Origin of the sequence: Serratia sp. NPDC078593 (assembly GCF_050268245.1) — a bacterium.
Taxonomy (GTDB): domain Bacteria; phylum Pseudomonadota; class Gammaproteobacteria; order Enterobacterales; family Enterobacteriaceae; genus JBNNGK01.
The window spans coordinates 1-15,148 of the sequence record NZ_JBNNGK010000008.1 but is presented as its reverse complement, the minus strand read 5'-3'; the positions used below and the strand labels follow the sequence as shown (position 1 = coordinate 15,148).

General features: G+C 50.0%; 14 protein-coding genes. 6 read left to right on the top strand and 8 right to left on the bottom strand.

All coding sequences use genetic code 11. The features are described from left to right. Positions 1-10 precede the first annotated feature (10 nt). On the bottom strand, positions 11-1,912 hold the full coding sequence (locus ACQKDS_RS10675) for an ATP-dependent DNA helicase (RefSeq protein ID WP_399669818.1): 1,902 nt from the start codon (positions 1,910-1,912) through the stop codon (positions 11-13). 123 nt (positions 1,913-2,035) lie between these two features. Here ACQKDS_RS10675 and ACQKDS_RS10670 point away from each other — a divergent pair, with 123 nt between their 5' ends. Beyond that, positions 2,036-2,380, top strand: coding sequence for a RidA family protein (locus ACQKDS_RS10670; protein ID WP_399669815.1), 345 nt, complete (start codon positions 2,036-2,038; stop codon positions 2,378-2,380). Between the two features lie 53 nt (positions 2,381-2,433). On the opposite strand, the gene mdtI is transcribed toward ACQKDS_RS10670, so the two are convergent. The 4 genes from mdtI to zwf all read right to left on the bottom strand — a co-directional run bounded on the left by mdtI (position 2,434) and on the right by zwf (position 6,096). Further along, on the bottom strand, positions 2,434-2,763 hold the full coding sequence (gene mdtI / locus ACQKDS_RS10665) for a multidrug/spermidine efflux SMR transporter subunit MdtI (protein WP_399669812.1): 330 nt from the start codon (positions 2,761-2,763) through the stop codon (positions 2,434-2,436). Then, on the bottom strand, positions 2,750-3,118 hold the full coding sequence (gene mdtJ / locus ACQKDS_RS10660; protein ID WP_399669809.1) for a multidrug/spermidine efflux SMR transporter subunit MdtJ: 369 nt from the start codon (positions 3,116-3,118) through the stop codon (positions 2,750-2,752). The genes mdtI and mdtJ overlap by 14 nt, the downstream gene beginning before the upstream one ends. Positions 3,119-3,688: 570 nt before the next feature. Next, entirely contained in the window at positions 3,689-4,330 is a 642-nt protein-coding gene (locus tag ACQKDS_RS10655) for a bifunctional 4-hydroxy-2-oxoglutarate aldolase/2-dehydro-3-deoxy-phosphogluconate aldolase (protein ID WP_399669807.1), read from the bottom strand. Positions 4,331-4,620: 290 nt separating this feature from the next. Continuing rightward, entirely contained in the window at positions 4,621-6,096 is a 1,476-nt protein-coding gene (gene zwf, locus ACQKDS_RS10650; protein ID WP_399669804.1) for a glucose-6-phosphate dehydrogenase, read from the bottom strand. Between the two features lie 378 nt (positions 6,097-6,474). On the opposite strand from zwf, the gene ACQKDS_RS10645 reads away from it, so the two are divergent. The 3 genes from ACQKDS_RS10645 to ACQKDS_RS10635 all read left to right on the top strand — a co-directional run bounded on the left by ACQKDS_RS10645 (position 6,475) and on the right by ACQKDS_RS10635 (position 9,974). Further along, complete coding sequence (locus tag ACQKDS_RS10645; RefSeq protein ID WP_399669801.1) at positions 6,475-7,347, top strand: MurR/RpiR family transcriptional regulator; 873 nt, start codon at positions 6,475-6,477, stop codon at positions 7,345-7,347. A 196-nt stretch (positions 7,348-7,543) separates the two neighbouring features. Beyond that, positions 7,544-8,986, top strand: a complete 1,443-nt coding sequence (gene pyk / locus ACQKDS_RS10640) for a pyruvate kinase (protein ID WP_399669798.1) — start codon at positions 7,544-7,546, stop codon at positions 8,984-8,986. 55 nt (positions 8,987-9,041) lie between these two features. Next, complete coding sequence (locus tag ACQKDS_RS10635; RefSeq protein ID WP_399669795.1) at positions 9,042-9,974, top strand: leucine-rich repeat domain-containing protein; 933 nt, start codon at positions 9,042-9,044, stop codon at positions 9,972-9,974. A 52-nt stretch (positions 9,975-10,026) separates the two neighbouring features. Here ACQKDS_RS10635 and lpxM read toward each other — a convergent pair whose 3' ends face one another. From lpxM to znuA, 3 genes are all read right to left on the bottom strand, one after another. Next, positions 10,027-10,995, bottom strand: coding sequence for a lauroyl-Kdo(2)-lipid IV(A) myristoyltransferase (gene lpxM / locus ACQKDS_RS10630; RefSeq protein WP_399669792.1), 969 nt, complete (start codon positions 10,993-10,995; stop codon positions 10,027-10,029). A 131-nt stretch (positions 10,996-11,126) separates the two neighbouring features. Then, a complete protein-coding gene (mepM, locus tag ACQKDS_RS10625) occupies positions 11,127-12,449 on the bottom strand; it encodes a murein DD-endopeptidase MepM (protein ID WP_399669789.1) in 1,323 nt (440 codons plus the stop codon). A gap of 21 nt (positions 12,450-12,470) precedes the next feature. Then, complete coding sequence (znuA, locus tag ACQKDS_RS10620) at positions 12,471-13,430, bottom strand: zinc ABC transporter substrate-binding protein ZnuA (RefSeq protein ID WP_399669786.1); 960 nt, start codon at positions 13,428-13,430, stop codon at positions 12,471-12,473. A gap of 78 nt (positions 13,431-13,508) precedes the next feature. On the opposite strand from znuA, the gene znuC reads away from it, so the two are divergent. Both znuC and znuB read left to right on the top strand, forming a co-directional pair. After that, a complete protein-coding gene (znuC, locus tag ACQKDS_RS10615) occupies positions 13,509-14,267 on the top strand; it encodes a zinc ABC transporter ATP-binding protein ZnuC (protein WP_399669783.1) in 759 nt (252 codons plus the stop codon). Continuing rightward, on the top strand, positions 14,264-15,049 hold the full coding sequence (gene znuB / locus ACQKDS_RS10610) for a zinc ABC transporter permease subunit ZnuB (RefSeq protein WP_399669780.1): 786 nt from the start codon (positions 14,264-14,266) through the stop codon (positions 15,047-15,049). The genes znuC and znuB overlap by 4 nt, the downstream gene beginning before the upstream one ends. Positions 15,050-15,148 lie beyond the last annotated feature (99 nt).

Below are 15,148 nucleotides of genomic sequence, written 5' to 3'. Positions count from 1 at the left end.
TATGTTACGACTATTCCGCCTTCAGGAAGTCAATGGCCTGCGCCAAATCGCGGGTGCGCGGTGTCGGCGGCAAGCTGTTGAGAAACACCTCACCATAAGGACGCATCACCAACCGATTATCGCAAATCACCAACACACCGCGATCGTCGCTATCGCGAATTAGACGCCCCACGCCCTGCTTCAAGGTGATCACCGCGTCGGGCAGTTGTACATCATTAAACGGATCACCGCCGCGTAAGCGGCAATCTTCAATGCGCGCTTTCAGCAGCGGATCGTCCGGCGAAGTAAAAGGCAGTTTATCGATAATCACGCACGACAGCGCATCGCCACGTACGTCTACGCCTTCCCAAAAACTGCTGGTTGCCACCAGCAACGCATTACCAGCTTCAACAAACTGCGCCAATAATTGGCCTTTACTGGTTTCCCCTTGTAACAATACGGGTAACGTCATGATGGCACGAAACTCTTCAGCCAATTCGCGCATCATTTGATGGGAGGTACACAGAAAAAAACAGCGCCCCTGATTCGCTTCAATCAACGGGCGCAACATGCGCGCCAGCTGCCGCGCTCCGCCGGGTTGATTAGGCGAAGGTAGAAAACGGGGTACACACAGCAACGCCTGATTAGCGTAATCAAACGGGCTAGGTAGCAGTAACGTTTTGGCCTGATTGAGCCCGAGCCGATCGGTAAAATGGCTCATTTGTTCATTCACCGATAACGTCGCAGAGGTAAAAATCCAACTTCCCGGCTTGTCATCCATCAGCTCACGAAAACGATCGGACACCGTCAGCGGCGTTAACGCTAAAATAAAATTACGTGAATGGCATTCATACCAATAACTGAACCCCGGTTCATTGACCTGTTTCAACAGTTTAAGCCGTGCACGATACTGCGTCGCCCGCTCAAACGCGGCGTCCAGTAAAGCTGAACGCCCCAGCGACAGTTTAATGACGTCGTAACACAGTTCTAAGGCATCATCGAGTAACAGCAGCGCACGCTGTACGTTGGGTTGGTTCAGTACCTCACGCAGATTACCGCGAAACCCGGGTTCCCCTAGAGCCAGCCGAAAATCCTGCGTGCTTTGATTTAAACGGTCTGCACTTTTTTGCAATTGGGCAGAATCACGCACCTCGGTGCGATAGGCAATAGTGATATCTTTGGCGAGATCCATTAGTTGACGGCTGGTCAGTTGTTTCCCGAAGTATTGGCTGGCAATATCCGGGATCTGGTGTGCCTCATCGAAAATCATCACATCTGCGTCAGGGATCAATTCAGCAAAACCGCTCTCTTTGACCACCATATCCGCCAGGAACAGATGATGATTGACCACCACCACGTCAGCATCCATTGCTCGACGACGCGCTTTAACCACAAAGCACTCTTTATACAGTGGGCAATCGCTACCTAGACAGTTGTCATTGGTGCTGGTCACCAGCGGCCAGACAAAACTGTCTTCTGCTACCTCGCTGCACGTGCTGATGTCACCTTCCACCGTTTGCGATGACCAACCACGCAGACGCACCAGATCGATCAGCGTTTGGCCAGCCAGTTCACCACCGGCCATGGATTGCTGCTCCAAACGCTCCAGACATAAGTAGTTAGAGCGCCCTTTCAGTAATGCCAATTTACCTTTAAATTTTAAGGCATTAACCATGGTCGGCAAATCACGCGCGTACAGTTGATCCTGCAGTGCTTTAGAACCGGTCGAAATAATGACTTTTCGCTTGGAGCGAAGTGCAGGAGCCAAATAGGCAAACGTTTTGCCCGTACCCGTGCCCGCTTCTACCACCAGAGATTGCTTAAAGTTAATCGCTTCGGTTACCGCCTCGGCCATTAATCGCTGCGCTTCACGCGGTTTAAAGCCGCTGATTGCCTGCGCCAAGGCACCTTCTATTGCGAAATCGTCTGCCACGCTATCTCTCTGCCGGGAAAATTCAACTGTGATTATATACACAATACGCGCCCCCGTGCAGGGGGCAGCAACCCGCGCAGTGCTGTGTTAATCTAGCGATGATGATGACATGGAGATAACTGAATGAATATTGAACGAATTGATCCTGAGCAGCGCTGGTCGGAAGCGGTCATCCACAATGAAACCGTTTATTACACCAGCGTACCGGAAAATCTGGACGACGACGCCACCGCACAAACGGCAAACGCATTGGCAGCCATTGACGTGCTGTTGGCTCGGGTAGGCTCAGATAAAAGTCGTATTTTAGATGCGACCATTTTTCTTGCCGACAGCGCAGACTTCGCTGCAATGAATGCCGCTTGGGATGCCTGGGTCGTCCCCGGTAATGCCCCCGTACGTTGCACCGTGCAAGCAAAATTGATGAATCCGAAGTATAAGGTTGAAATTAAAATCATTGCTGCACAGTAAAATAAACGGCGGGCGAAACAATTGCCCGCCGCATCACTGACAACGGCGTTGCGTTAAGCAACTTTAATGATCACCATCCCCGCCAACAGCAATACCAATCCTATCCAACCTTTTGTATTCAACCGTTGGCCAAATAGAATCCAACCGGCAGCAATGGTGGCAGCAATACCGAATCCGCCCCACAACGCGTAGGCAACGGACAGATCAATGCCCTTCACTGCCTGTGCCAATGCGCTAAACGCCCCTAACACCGACAAGAGCGACAATAATCCCAACCACAGTTTGCGAAAACCATCCGACATTTTCAAAAAGATGTTCGCGATAATTTCAAGTACGATGGCCAACGCCAAAAACCCGATATGGTATAACTCAAGCTGTTGCATGATTGTCACCTCGCGCAATCGCCTGTTTTCGGCTTTTGCGAGTACCCGACTTCAGCAGCAATATTCCCGCGATCAGCGTTATCAGCCCCAACACTTTCAGCACAGAGATCGGTTCATCAAACCACATCACACTGAACAAGGTAATAAACAGAATGCCGATACCTTCCCATAGCGCATAAGCGACACCGAGCGCCACGCGCTTAATCGCTACTGACAACATCACGTATGAACAGGTTATCATCACATACATGACAATATGCCCAGTCATCCCCCCCGTGATGCTGGCATATTTCATCGACAGCGTACCAATAATTTCGGCCACTATGGCCAAGGCTAAAAAGATCCAATAAATCATGATTTCTCTCCCAAACGGCAAATAACGCACGCAAAGGCGTATTTATCCCAATTTATCTTGTCTATGCGGCGTAATACGGCGCAGTAGACACAAAGATACCTGGGGATAAACTGACCCAAACGTAATAAAGTGGTTTACCCGACGATGCTGAACGAGGTGAGATTACCCCTATTATCAGCAATACCGGTTAAGGGAGAAAGACGCTATAGCTCGCTGCACCAGTGTTGTTCACTGGCAAGGATAGCGGATAGGAAGAGCTGACAAGGCGAAGTTCTGAGTGTGATTTCGTTAAGTGTTATCATAATTTTATTCTCTATCTTCAGCCGCACATCAACGGAAAACACCACGTGCGATTTGCTCAATATCCTCATTAGTATTAATGTTAACGGAGATAGTTGTACCACAGCGAAAAATATAAATCAAACCTCTATTTTCACAAAAAATTCAAAAAATAAGCATAAAAATAAGTTAATTAAATAAATCAAAAATAAAAAAAGGCTCAACAACTGCTTGAACCTTCTGAATTCTTGAAATGTTTAACAACTCAAACAGCGTATGCGCATGGTAGCGCTAATCACGCGCACCGCTGACCGCTTCACGCGCTAATTCGGTGATGCGTGCAAAGTCACCTTTTTCCAACGCTTCTGTCGGGACGAGCCACGATCCTCCGATGCACAACACACTTTTTAATGCCAGATAATCGCGGTAATTTTTCGGCGAAATACCGCCAGTCGGGCAGAATCGTACCTCTGGGAATGGGCCAGCTATCGCTTGCAGCGCTTTTACGCCGCCGTTTGCTTCTGCCGGGAAGAATTTAAACTCACGCAGACCATAATCCATACCCAACATCAATTCAGAAACGCTACTGATGCCTGGAATCAGCGGGATACTGCCCGCAACAGCAGCCTTGAGCAGATTGTCTGTCAGGCCCGGGCTTATAGCGAATTGCGCTCCCGCATCGGTTACCTGTTGTAACTGCTGCGAATTCAACACGGTACCGGCACCAATAATCGCATCCGGCACCGCATTCGCGATTGCTCGAATCGCGTCCACAGCGCAATCTGTGCGCAGCGTCACTTCCAATACTCTTACGCCACCGGCAACCAGCGCTTTTGCCAACGGCACCGCCTGTTCCAGTTTATTGATCACAATAACCGGGACGACTGGCCCGGCCGCCAAGATCTGTTCAGCACTGGTTTTCCAATTAGACATGGTGGTTATTCTCCACTACTTGAGGTTGTTGTCTGGCACGCCCCTGCCACAGGGCGCTGCGATACGAGATCGTAGACGTCCGGCCGCACCCTCATTCTGCGTAATGCAGTTAAAAAGCCGAGATTAATAATAAAGTGATAAAGTTGCTGAACGCGTAGGATCCAAGCAGATTCGGCTCACACTTCCAAATGGTGATAGAAATAGGCGCCAGAGGCTGCACGACGCTCCTACGTGGCAGCAGTAAAAGATTATTTGCTGTCAGAGCCGGCAGCCAAGCTGCCGGCAGTTCATTATTCGAATTCGTTCCAAGAACGACCATCTCGGGTAATCATCGCGACCGATGCCACTGGCCCCCAAGTCCCTGACTGATAGGGTTTCGGTGCTTCGTTGTCGGCTTTCCATGCGTTCATGATAGAGTCAATCCACTTCCATGCCTCTTCCACCTCATCACGACGCACGAACAGCGCCTGGATACCGCGCATGGTTTCTAACAACAAACGCTCGTAGGCATCTGCCACATGTTCCTGGTTGAAGGTTTCTGAGAAGCTCAGATCCAATTTGGTGGTTTGCAGACGGTGTTTGTGATCTAAGCCCGGTACCTTATTCAGTACCTGAATTTCAATACCCTCATCCGGTTGCAAACGAATGGTCAATTTGTTCTGCGGTAGCTGCTGATACGAATCACTGAATAGATTGAGTGGCGGGTTTTTGAAGTACACCACGACTTCTGAACATTTAGTCGGCAGACGCTTGCCGGTACGCAGGTAGAACGGTACGCCAGCCCACTGCCAGTTATCGATATCAACACGGATAGACACAAATGTTTCCGTGTTGCTGGTTTTGTTCGCGCCCTCCTCTTCCAGATAGCCTGGTACTTTTTTACCCTGCACAAAACCGGCAGTGTACTGGCCACGCACCGTCGTTTCACGGACATTAGTCTGGTCAATGCGGCGTAATGAACGCAATACTTTCACTTTTTCGTCACGAATACGGTCGGTTGTCAGATCGGCCGGTGGCGACATGGCAATCATAGTCAGAATTTGCAACAGGTGATTCTGAATCATGTCGCGCATTTGCCCGGCTTGATCAAAATAGCCCCAACGCCCTTCGATACCCACTTCTTCCGCCACGGTAATCTGCACGTGATCGATGGTGCGGTTATCCCAATTGGAAGAGAAAAGTGAGTTAGCGAAGCGCAACGCCAACAGGTTCAGCACCGTTTCTTTGCCAAGATAGTGGTCGATACGGTAAACCTGTGATTCGTTAAAGTACTCAGCCACCTGATCGTTAATCACCCGGGAAGAAGCCAGATCGGTACCCAATGGCTTTTCCATAACCACGCGTGCAGGATCGGCATTCAGCTTCGCTTCACCCAGCCCTTTGCAGATTGCGCCGAAAGTGCTTGGCGGCATCGCAAAATAGTTAATCGTGGTGCGATTTTTTTGATCGAGCATTTTGCCAAGTTTGGCAAAGTTCTTACTGTCATTAACATCAAGATTACAAAAATCAAGACGCGCACTGAGCCGTGCCCACAACTCTTCATCCAGCTCTTCTTTCATAAATGTAGCGAGCGCTTCTTTCACTACTTTGGTATAGGCTTCTTTATCCCATTCGGCGCGCCCCACCCCGATAATACGGGTATCCGGGTGGATGTGATCGGCTTTCTCTAATTGGTACAGGGAAGGCAGCAGCTTACGACGCGCCAAATCGCCCTTCGCGCCGAAAATAACCAGGTCACACGCCTGGGCTGTAGAGGTTACCGCCATGTTCATCTCCTCGTTGCAGGATATTTGTAATTTTCTTACATTACTAATGTACTCTCTTTGCCTACGGCCAGTAAACCCGGATCAAAAGCAGAAAAAAAGCCTCAGAAATTCTACTGTTATGCACTACGCGGCAAAACAACCGCCGCAGGTGCGGGATATTGTAATTTTTTGTCTTTTTTGACGCTCTTTTACCATTATGAAAGTTAGACACAGCTCATGTTCTGATGAAAAATCACAACAATGACTCTGTCGACACTGCCAACGGTTACCGGCACGTAGTATATTTTCACTAAATCGGCATTGATTTCTCCTTTGATTGAAATCGATATACCCAATCAATCTGAGCTTAGGAGAAAAAACCATGAGTGATCCCGCCATATGAATACGCTGGAAAAAATCCAGGGCCATCTGGAACACCTGAGCAAATCTGAACGGAAAGTCGCTGAGGTGATCCTCGCGGCGCCACAAACGGCCATTCACTCCAGTATCGCCACGCTGGCACGCATGGCCGACGTCAGTGAACCAACGGTTAATCGCTTTTGTCGCAGGCTCGACACCAAAGGCTTTCCAGACTTCAAATTACATCTGGCGCAAAGCCTGGCAAATGGTACGCCCTATGTGAATCGCAACGTTGAAGAAGACGACAGCGTCGATTCCTATACCAGTAAAATTTTTGAATCCGTCATGGCCAGCCTGGATAATGTAAAGGCTAATCTGGATATTGCCGCAATAAATCGTGCGGTTGATCTGTTAACACAGGCAAAAAAGATCTCGTTTTTCGGTTTAGGCGCCTCTGCGGCAGTCGCTCATGATGCGATGAATAAATTTTTCCGCTTCAATATTCCCGTGATCTACTTTGACGACATCGTGATGCAACGTATGAGCTGCATGAACTCCGCCGAGGGTGACGTCGTCGTCTTGATCTCGCACACTGGCCGAACCAAAAATCTGGTGGAAATGGCGCAACTAGCACGCGAAAACGACGCTACCGTCATCGCCATTACCTCACACGACACCCCATTGGCGCACGAAGCAACGCTAGCACTGCTGCTCGATGTTCCCGAAGATACCGACGTTTATATGCCAATGGTGTCGCGAATTGCACAATTAACGCTCATTGATGTGTTAGCAACCGGATTTACTTTACGCCGAGGGGCTAAATTCAGAGATAACTTGAAGCGGGTCAAGGAAGCGTTGAAAGAATCGCGCTTTGATAAAGGCGCTATCATTCCTAACACGTTTGAAAAGTAATCGAAATAAAAACCAGCGTACGCAGGCTCACCATGGGCCATTTGATCGGCAGCATTATAGGCTGTACCGTGTCAGTACGCACATGCGGGTAACCCAGGTGAAACATCCGTGTAGTTTAATGATATTTCGCACTGGGTTTCATTATCCGAGGCTTCTCGCACCACTTTATTTGCTACACCAGTCAACGGAGTAAGACATGTCAAGACGGCTCAGAAGAACCAAAATTGTTACCACACTGGGTCCGGCTACTGACCGCGACAATAATCTGGAAAAGATCATTGCTGCGGGTGCCAACGTAGTTCGGCTTAACTTTTCTCACGGCACTGCGGAAGATCATCAGGCTCGTGCGGACAAAGTGCGTAAGATTGCTGCTAAATTGGGGCGTCATGTTGCAATCCTTGGCGATCTTCAAGGGCCAAAAATTCGCGTTTCCACCTTCAAGGAAGGCAAAATTTTCCTGAATATCGGCGACAAATTCCTGCTCGATGCCAACATGGCGAAAGGCGAAGGCGATAAAGAAAAGGTTGGTATTGACTACAAAGGCCTACCTACTGATGTCGTCCCCGGTGACATACTGCTGCTCGATGATGGCCGAGTACAACTGAAAGTCATTGAAGTTCAGGGGATGAAAGTCTTCACTGAAGTCACCGTCGGCGGCCCACTGTCGAACAACAAAGGCATCAACAAACTGGGTGGTGGCCTGTCTGCTGAGGCGCTGACTGAAAAAGATAAAGCTGATATCGTCACCGCGGCAAAAATTGGCGTTGACTACTTAGCGGTATCTTTCCCGCGTACCGGCGAAGACTTAAATTACGCGCGCCGTCTGGCGCGAGATGCCGGCTGTAACGCCAAAATTGTCTCCAAGGTTGAGCGCGCTGAGGCCGTCTGCAGCGAAGAAGCAATGGACGATATTATTCTGGCGTCAGACGTTGTGATGGTCGCGCGGGGCGATTTGGGTGTAGAAATTGGCGATCCTGAATTGGTCGGCATCCAGAAGACGCTGATTCGTCGTGCCCGCACGCTTAATCGCGCCGTGATTACCGCCACGCAAATGATGGAATCCATGATTACCAACCCGATGCCAACCCGCGCGGAAGTGATGGACGTGGCGAACGCCGTGCTGGATGGAACGGATGCGGTCATGTTATCCGCAGAGACTGCCGCGGGCCAATACCCGGCGGAAACCGTCGCGGCGATGGCCCGCGTCTGTTTAGGTGCTGAGAAAATCCCAAGTATCAATGTGTCCAAACACCGTCTTGATGTGCAATTTGACAACATCGAAGAAGCGATAGCCATGTCCTCCATGTACGCGGCCAACCATCTGAAAGGGGTGACCGCGATTATCGCGATGACGGAGTCCGGCCGTACCGCGCTGATGATGTCGCGTATTAGCTCTGGCTTGCCTATCTTCGCTATGTCTCGCCACGAGAATACGCTGAACCTCACTGCATTATATCGTGGTGTGACACCCGTATATTTTGACAGTCATATTGATGGCGTTGCCGCCGCCAATGATGCGATCAGCCGCCTGCGTGATAAGGGGTATCTGCTGTCTGGGGATTTGGTTCTGGTTACCCAGGGCGATGTGATGGGCACCGTTGGCACCACCAACACGAGCCGCATTCTACGCGTTGAGTAATGTGCCTTCTATGCCGGTTGGTTAATGCTAACCGGCATTCTTCTTGTTGCGCTAAATGGCTCTTCCTCTTTTACTCTCTCATCAGGACGTCACCGAGATGTATCATCAGCATACGCCGCCGAGTCACCTTGAGCCAGCAACACATCTTGAACGCGATAATCTGAAACTGACACAGCTCGCCCCGCAAGAACTCGATGGTTCAGCATTGCGTAAAATCAGTTTGTACAATAATTGCCTTACGATATTTCCGCAGAAAATATTCAACCACACGAATTTGCAGGTATTGAATATTTCATGTAATCAACTGACACAATTACCGCCGGAAATCGGTGCGCTGCGCGCGTTACAGATGTTTGATTTTGGGCACAATCGGGCATCGTTCATCCCTGAGGAGATCGGTCAGCTCTCGCAGTTAACCTATCTCTATCTCAGCAATAACCTATTTGACGACGTACCCGCAACGCTAGCTAAGCTCACAGCATTACGCTATTTGAATATCACCGATAATCATTTAACTCAGCTACCTTCTGCTGTATGCGAACTATCAGCCTTACAAGAACTACGGCTTTATAATAATCGAATCGCTTTAGTCCCGGATACGATCGGCCAATTGACCAACTTACGCGAATTGCATCTGATGAATAATCGGTTAACCGTGCTACCGAATAGTATTGCCGGTTTGACAGCATTAACCACTCTCGATCTCTCAAATAACCTTATTGAACAGTTCCCAGATACATTCTGCCAGCTAGACCAGCTCCACGAGGTCAACTTACGGTTTAACCGTTTAACACGGCTACCCGACAGCGTTGCCCAACTGGCATCATTACAATCACTGGATCTACGCGCCAACCATCTCAGCGAGTTACCCGACAATATGGCAGATATGAAAAACCTGCGGCGGCTTGATTTACGCTGGAACGATTTCGTTCACACTCCTGCAGTGATTGATCGTTTGATAAGCCAGGGTTGTATGGTTCATCTGTGAAAGCCAAAAGCACCGAAGTGATTAATCGGTGCCCGTTGCGCAGTATTGGGAGTTAACGGTATAAGTCGTCGCGTGAGTAAGGCTCAACCTCCCCCTCTTTTCTCGTCTTCAACAACTTAAGTATCCACGTGTATTGTTCAGGATTCGGTGCAACCAAGTTTTCCACTTCTTCATTCATTCGGCGTGCAATGCGAAGATCGTCGGCCTGCGCCAAATCATCCATTGGCTCACGAATATAAATATCTAGCATACTGGTTTTGCCATTATAAACCGGGAATAAAGGGACAATCGCCGCACGACAAACCTTCATTAAACGCCCGACTGCTGGCAACGTTGCCTTGTACGTCGCAAAGAAATCGACAAATTCGCTGTGTTCCGCACCGTGATCTTGGTCTGGCAGATAATATCCCCAGTATCCCTGACGAACAGAACTGATAAATGGTTTGATGCCGTCATTACGTGCATGCATTCGTCCACCAAATTTTCGCCGTACCGCATTCCACAAATAATCCACCAGTTGGTTACGCTGGTTATGGAACATGGCTGCCATGGGCTGGCCGCGAGCCGCCATCAACATTGCAGGCACATCGACGGCCCACCCGTGCGGTACCAGGAAAATGACGTTACGCCCTTCGGCACGAATCTTCTCCAGCACCTCCTCACCGTGCCAATTCACCCGCTGCAATACCCGCTGCGGGTTGGTGCATGCCAGCTCAGCCATTAACACCATCGATTGCGGTGCAGTAGCGAACATTTCATCGATGATGTGTTCACGTTCACTTTCCGAGATCTCCGGCAGGCAATACAGCAAATTAATGCGAGCCCGGCGTCGTGCGCCTTTGGCAACTTTTCCGACCAGCCTACCCAACGCGCCAAGTACCGGATCGCGCATACGCGCAGGGATCATCGAAACACCGGCCATCAAGCCCGTTCCCAGCCAAACTCCCCAATAACGCGGATGGAGAAAGGCTTTTTTAAATTGTGGAATGAACTCTACGTTCGACTTGTTCTCGTTTTGCATGCACTAACTCTTAATTTAGCGGTTCGACTAATAATAATTGCGGAGGAAGGATTTGCAATTAACTATCACAAAGCGCCAAAAGAAAGCGTCGGCCTGAACATCAGACCGACGCGTTAATTGTATTGAGGGGATTAATCCAGCTGCAGTTGCGGCACGACTTGACGCACCTGAGCTAAGTAATCGCTGCGGTCTTTTCCGCTCAAACCTTCGGAGCGCGGCAGTTTCGCCGTCAACGGGTTCACCACCTGATTGCCTACCCAGAATTCATAGTGCAGATGTGGACCGGTTGAACGCCCCGTATTGCCGGAAAGCGCGATACGATCGCCGCGTTTAACTTTCTGCCCAGGCTTAACCAGCAGCTTTTTCAAGTGCATGTAACGCGTCGTGTATTGGCGGCCATGGCGAATTGCCACATAGTTGCCAGCAGCGCCGCTGCGCTTAGCGATGACCACCTCACCGTCCCCTACAGCCAATACCGGCGTGCCCTGCGGCATAGCGAAGTCAACACCTTTATGCGGTGCAATACGCCCCGTAACCGGGTTAACACGGCGCGGATTAAAGTTGGAAGAAATACGGAACTGCTTCGTAGTAGGGAAGCGCATAAAACCACGCGCTAAACCAGAACCTTGGCGATCGTAAAATTTACCGTCTTCGGCACGAATAGCATAATAATCTTTGCCGCCGGTGCGCAAACGTACGCCAAGTAGATGGCTTTGCTCGCTCTTGCCTTCAAATATTTCACGAGACATCAACACAGAAAAACGGTCGCCTTTACGTAACTTGCGAAAATCCAATTGCCACTGTAATGCTTTAATTACCGCGCTGATTTCGCCGCGGTTCAGGCCTGCCGCCGACGCGCTGCTGACAAAGCTACCGCTTAAGCGGCCACTGAGCACCTGATTGCGCCATTCACCCTTCTGGGTTTCCTTCGTTTCTTTGAAGGTATCCCCCGTGCGATCATAGGTACGCGTTTCACGGCGAGACACTTCCCACGTCAAGCGTTGAAGATCGCCGGCATCATTGACTGTCCAGGACAGTTGTTGACCGATTTTTAAGTTACGTAATTCGCGATTTTGCGACGCCAGCAAGGCCACATCCGACATTTCGATGCCGTACTGGGTCAAAATACTGCTCAGCGTATCCCCGGTTGAGACGACATATTCATGCACACCTTCCTCTCCGGCGACCTTTTGGTCCAGCTCATCCTGCGGGATGTCATCATCGGGGGTAGGTTGGTCGATATCAATGGGTTCACTGGCCTCTGGCAACAGCGAACGTAACTGACCGGATTCTAGCTCAACATTTTTAACGATGGGGTTCTGTTCTGGGTGATAAACAAAAGGCCGCCAAACGGCAACGGCCAAAGTAACCACTGTCAACGACCCCAGCATAACGCGATGGGGTCGTGGCAGGTTGTTATACGCCAGAGCGATAGTTCGGACTATCTGCTGCACTCGATTTTATCCTCATAATCTCTAATTCAGGCAGCTCACGTATTGGTTCGACAGCGCTGTCAGGAAATTCCCGTAGCTGCCCTTCCCCAATGCGATGCCGCTACCCAACGGATCCAGCGTTCCAGAACGCACATTGGTCCCCTTGGCAACGGCATTGATTACGGCCGGCCTGAATTGTGGTTCAGCAAAAACACATTCTGCTTTCTGCTCAACCAACTGTGTTCGAATTTGATGTAAGCGCTGCGCTCCAGGCTGGATTTCAGGGTTGACGGTAAAATGGCCTAATGGAGCCAGACCGAAGTGTTTTTCAAAGTAGCCATAAGCATCATGAAAAACAAAATAACCCTTACCTTGCACAGGCGTAAGCATCTTAACAAGATTTTTGTCAGTTTGCGCTAGCTGATCCTCGAACTGGCGCAGGTTTGCGTCTAATTTGTCCTTGTTTTGCGGCATAAGTTCCAACAATCTGTCGTGAATCGCGATCGCAGTCACTTTTGCTATTTCTGGCGACAGCCAAACGTGCATATTATATTCACCATGGTGATGATCATGGTGATGATCATGGTGATGTTCGTGACCCGCATGACTATGCGCATGATCCGCATGGTCATGATGATGATCATCGTCGTCGTCACCTTTCATCAACAACGGTTTAACCGTTGATAACTCGGCAATGGCCAACTGCTTATTATTTGCGATGGGTTGCAACGCTTTAGTCAAAAACGCCTCCATTTCCGGCCCGACCCATATCACCAGATCGGCCGATCTCAAACGCTGAATATCTGATGGCCGCAAGGCAAAATCATGCGGTGAGGCACCATCCGGCAACAGTATTTCCGTATCGGTAACCCCATCTGCAATTTCTGAGGCAATAAATCCTATCGGGCGTAACGTCGTCACCACCGCAGCATAAGCGCTGCCAGCCAGCATCAGCGCACTCGCTAATAAGGTTCGCTGCAGCCATTTATTTTTTTGTCTCATTGTCAATTATCCCCATCGTGTTCATCAGTGAGGCGTGATATTATAACATTCGGTTAGTTCTGCAAAATGTAATCAGACATGTCTACACTGACAACACTAAAAAATATCTCCCTCTCTTTTGGCAGCCGTAATGTGCTGTCGAATATTTCACTCAACCTGCAACCAGGGCGTATTTTGACGCTACTTGGCCCCAATGGCGCGGGTAAATCGACTCTAGTTCGTGTGGTTTTGGGGCTGATCGCCCCCACGCAAGGTGAGGTTGAACGCCTACCGGGTTTGCGCATTGGCTACGTCCCACAAAAATTACATCTGGACGCCACCTTGCCATTAACGGTTAGCCGGTTTATGCGCCTGAAACCTGGCGTGAAAAAAGCCGATATTTTACCCGCATTGAAACGGGTCAATGCCGCGCACTTGCTCGATCAACCGATGCAAAAACTGTCTGGTGGAGAAAATCAACGCGTTCTACTCGCACGCGCGTTGCTCAATAAACCGCAGTTATTGGTACTCGATGAGCCAACACAAGGTGTTGATGTCAATGGTCAATTGGCTCTGTATGATCTGATCGATCAATTGCGCAAAGAGCTGGGCTGTGCCGTATTGATGGTATCGCACGACCTGCATTTAGTGATGGCAAAAACGGATGAAGTTCTGTGCCTGAATCAGCATATTTGCTGCTCCGGCACCCCAGAAGTGGTATCAATGCACCCCGAGTTTATCGCCATGTTTGGCAATCGCGGAGCCGAACAATTAGCCATTTACCGCCACCACCATAACCACCGCCACGATCTGAAAGGAAGAATTGTGTTAAAAAAAACCGAGGGTCGTGAAGCATGATTGAATTGTTGTTCCCCGGCTGGCTCGCCGGGATTTTGTTAGCCAGTGCGGCCGGCCCGTTAGGTTCCTTTGTCGTTTGGCGGCGCATGTCTTATTTCGGCGATACCTTGGCACATGCCTCACTGCTGGGCGTCGCGTTTGGTTTGCTGCTCAATGTAAATCCTTTTTACGCCGTCATCGCCGTCACCTTGGTACTGGCATTGGCCTTAGTGTGGCTGGAACGCCGGCCACAGCTTTCCGTCGATACCTTGCTGGGCATCATGGCACATAGCGCCTTATCACTGGGTTTAGTCGTCGTTGCACTGATGTCGAACGTGCGCGTCGATCTCATGGCCTATCTATTTGGCGATTTGCTATCGGTGACGCTAAGCGATATCACGATGATCGCAATCGGCGTAGTGATGGTGTTGGTCGTGCTGGCGTGGCAATGGCGTGATTTGTTGTCGATGACCATCAGCCCGGAAATGGCCCATGTTGACGGAGTTAATCTGGTACGGGCGCGCACCGTATTAATGCTGGTGACGGCATTAACTATCGGTTTGGCGATGAAGTTCGTCGGCGCACTGATCATCACCTCACTGCTCATTATTCCTGCCGCCACCGCGCGTCGCTTTGCCCGTACCCCCGAGCAAATGGCCGGTTATGCGGTGCTATTTGGCATGATTGCCGTCACCGGCGGGTTAACCTTTTCGGCCTGCTACGATACGCCCGCCGGCCCTTCAGTGGTGCTAAGCGCAGCCATTCTGTTCGTGCTTAGCTTAACCAAGAAGCAGCAGGCTTAGCACAAAATAAATATCCTCCGGCATAGCCGGAGGTTTTTCATATGCGCCTATAAGGCTCTGTTACCAGCCGCGCCCTAACAGGCGCATAGCAATCTGACA

Coding starts and splice junctions, on each gene's coding strand:
- lpxM (WP_399669792.1), bottom strand. CDS start 10,995: ATGCAAAACGAGAACAAGTCGAACGTAGAGTTCATTCCACAATTTAAA.
- ACQKDS_RS10670 (WP_399669815.1), top strand. CDS start 2,036: ATGAATATTGAACGAATTGATCCTGAGCAGCGCTGGTCGGAAGCGGTC.
- znuB (WP_399669780.1), top strand. CDS start 14,264: ATGATTGAATTGTTGTTCCCCGGCTGGCTCGCCGGGATTTTGTTAGCC.
- ACQKDS_RS10645 (WP_399669801.1), top strand. CDS start 6,475: ATGAATACGCTGGAAAAAATCCAGGGCCATCTGGAACACCTGAGCAAA.
- mdtI (WP_399669812.1), bottom strand. CDS start 2,763: ATGCAACAGCTTGAGTTATACCATATCGGGTTTTTGGCGTTGGCCATC.
- pyk (WP_399669798.1), top strand. CDS start 7,544: ATGTCAAGACGGCTCAGAAGAACCAAAATTGTTACCACACTGGGTCCG.
- zwf (WP_399669804.1), bottom strand. CDS start 6,096: ATGGCGGTAACCTCTACAGCCCAGGCGTGTGACCTGGTTATTTTCGGC.
- ACQKDS_RS10655 (WP_399669807.1), bottom strand. CDS start 4,330: ATGTCTAATTGGAAAACCAGTGCTGAACAGATCTTGGCGGCCGGGCCA.
- mdtJ (WP_399669809.1), bottom strand. CDS start 3,118: ATGATTTATTGGATCTTTTTAGCCTTGGCCATAGTGGCCGAAATTATT.
- znuC (WP_399669783.1), top strand. CDS start 13,509: ATGTCTACACTGACAACACTAAAAAATATCTCCCTCTCTTTTGGCAGC.
- ACQKDS_RS10635 (WP_399669795.1), top strand. CDS start 9,042: ATGGCTCTTCCTCTTTTACTCTCTCATCAGGACGTCACCGAGATGTAT.
- znuA (WP_399669786.1), bottom strand. CDS start 13,430: ATGAGACAAAAAAATAAATGGCTGCAGCGAACCTTATTAGCGAGTGCG.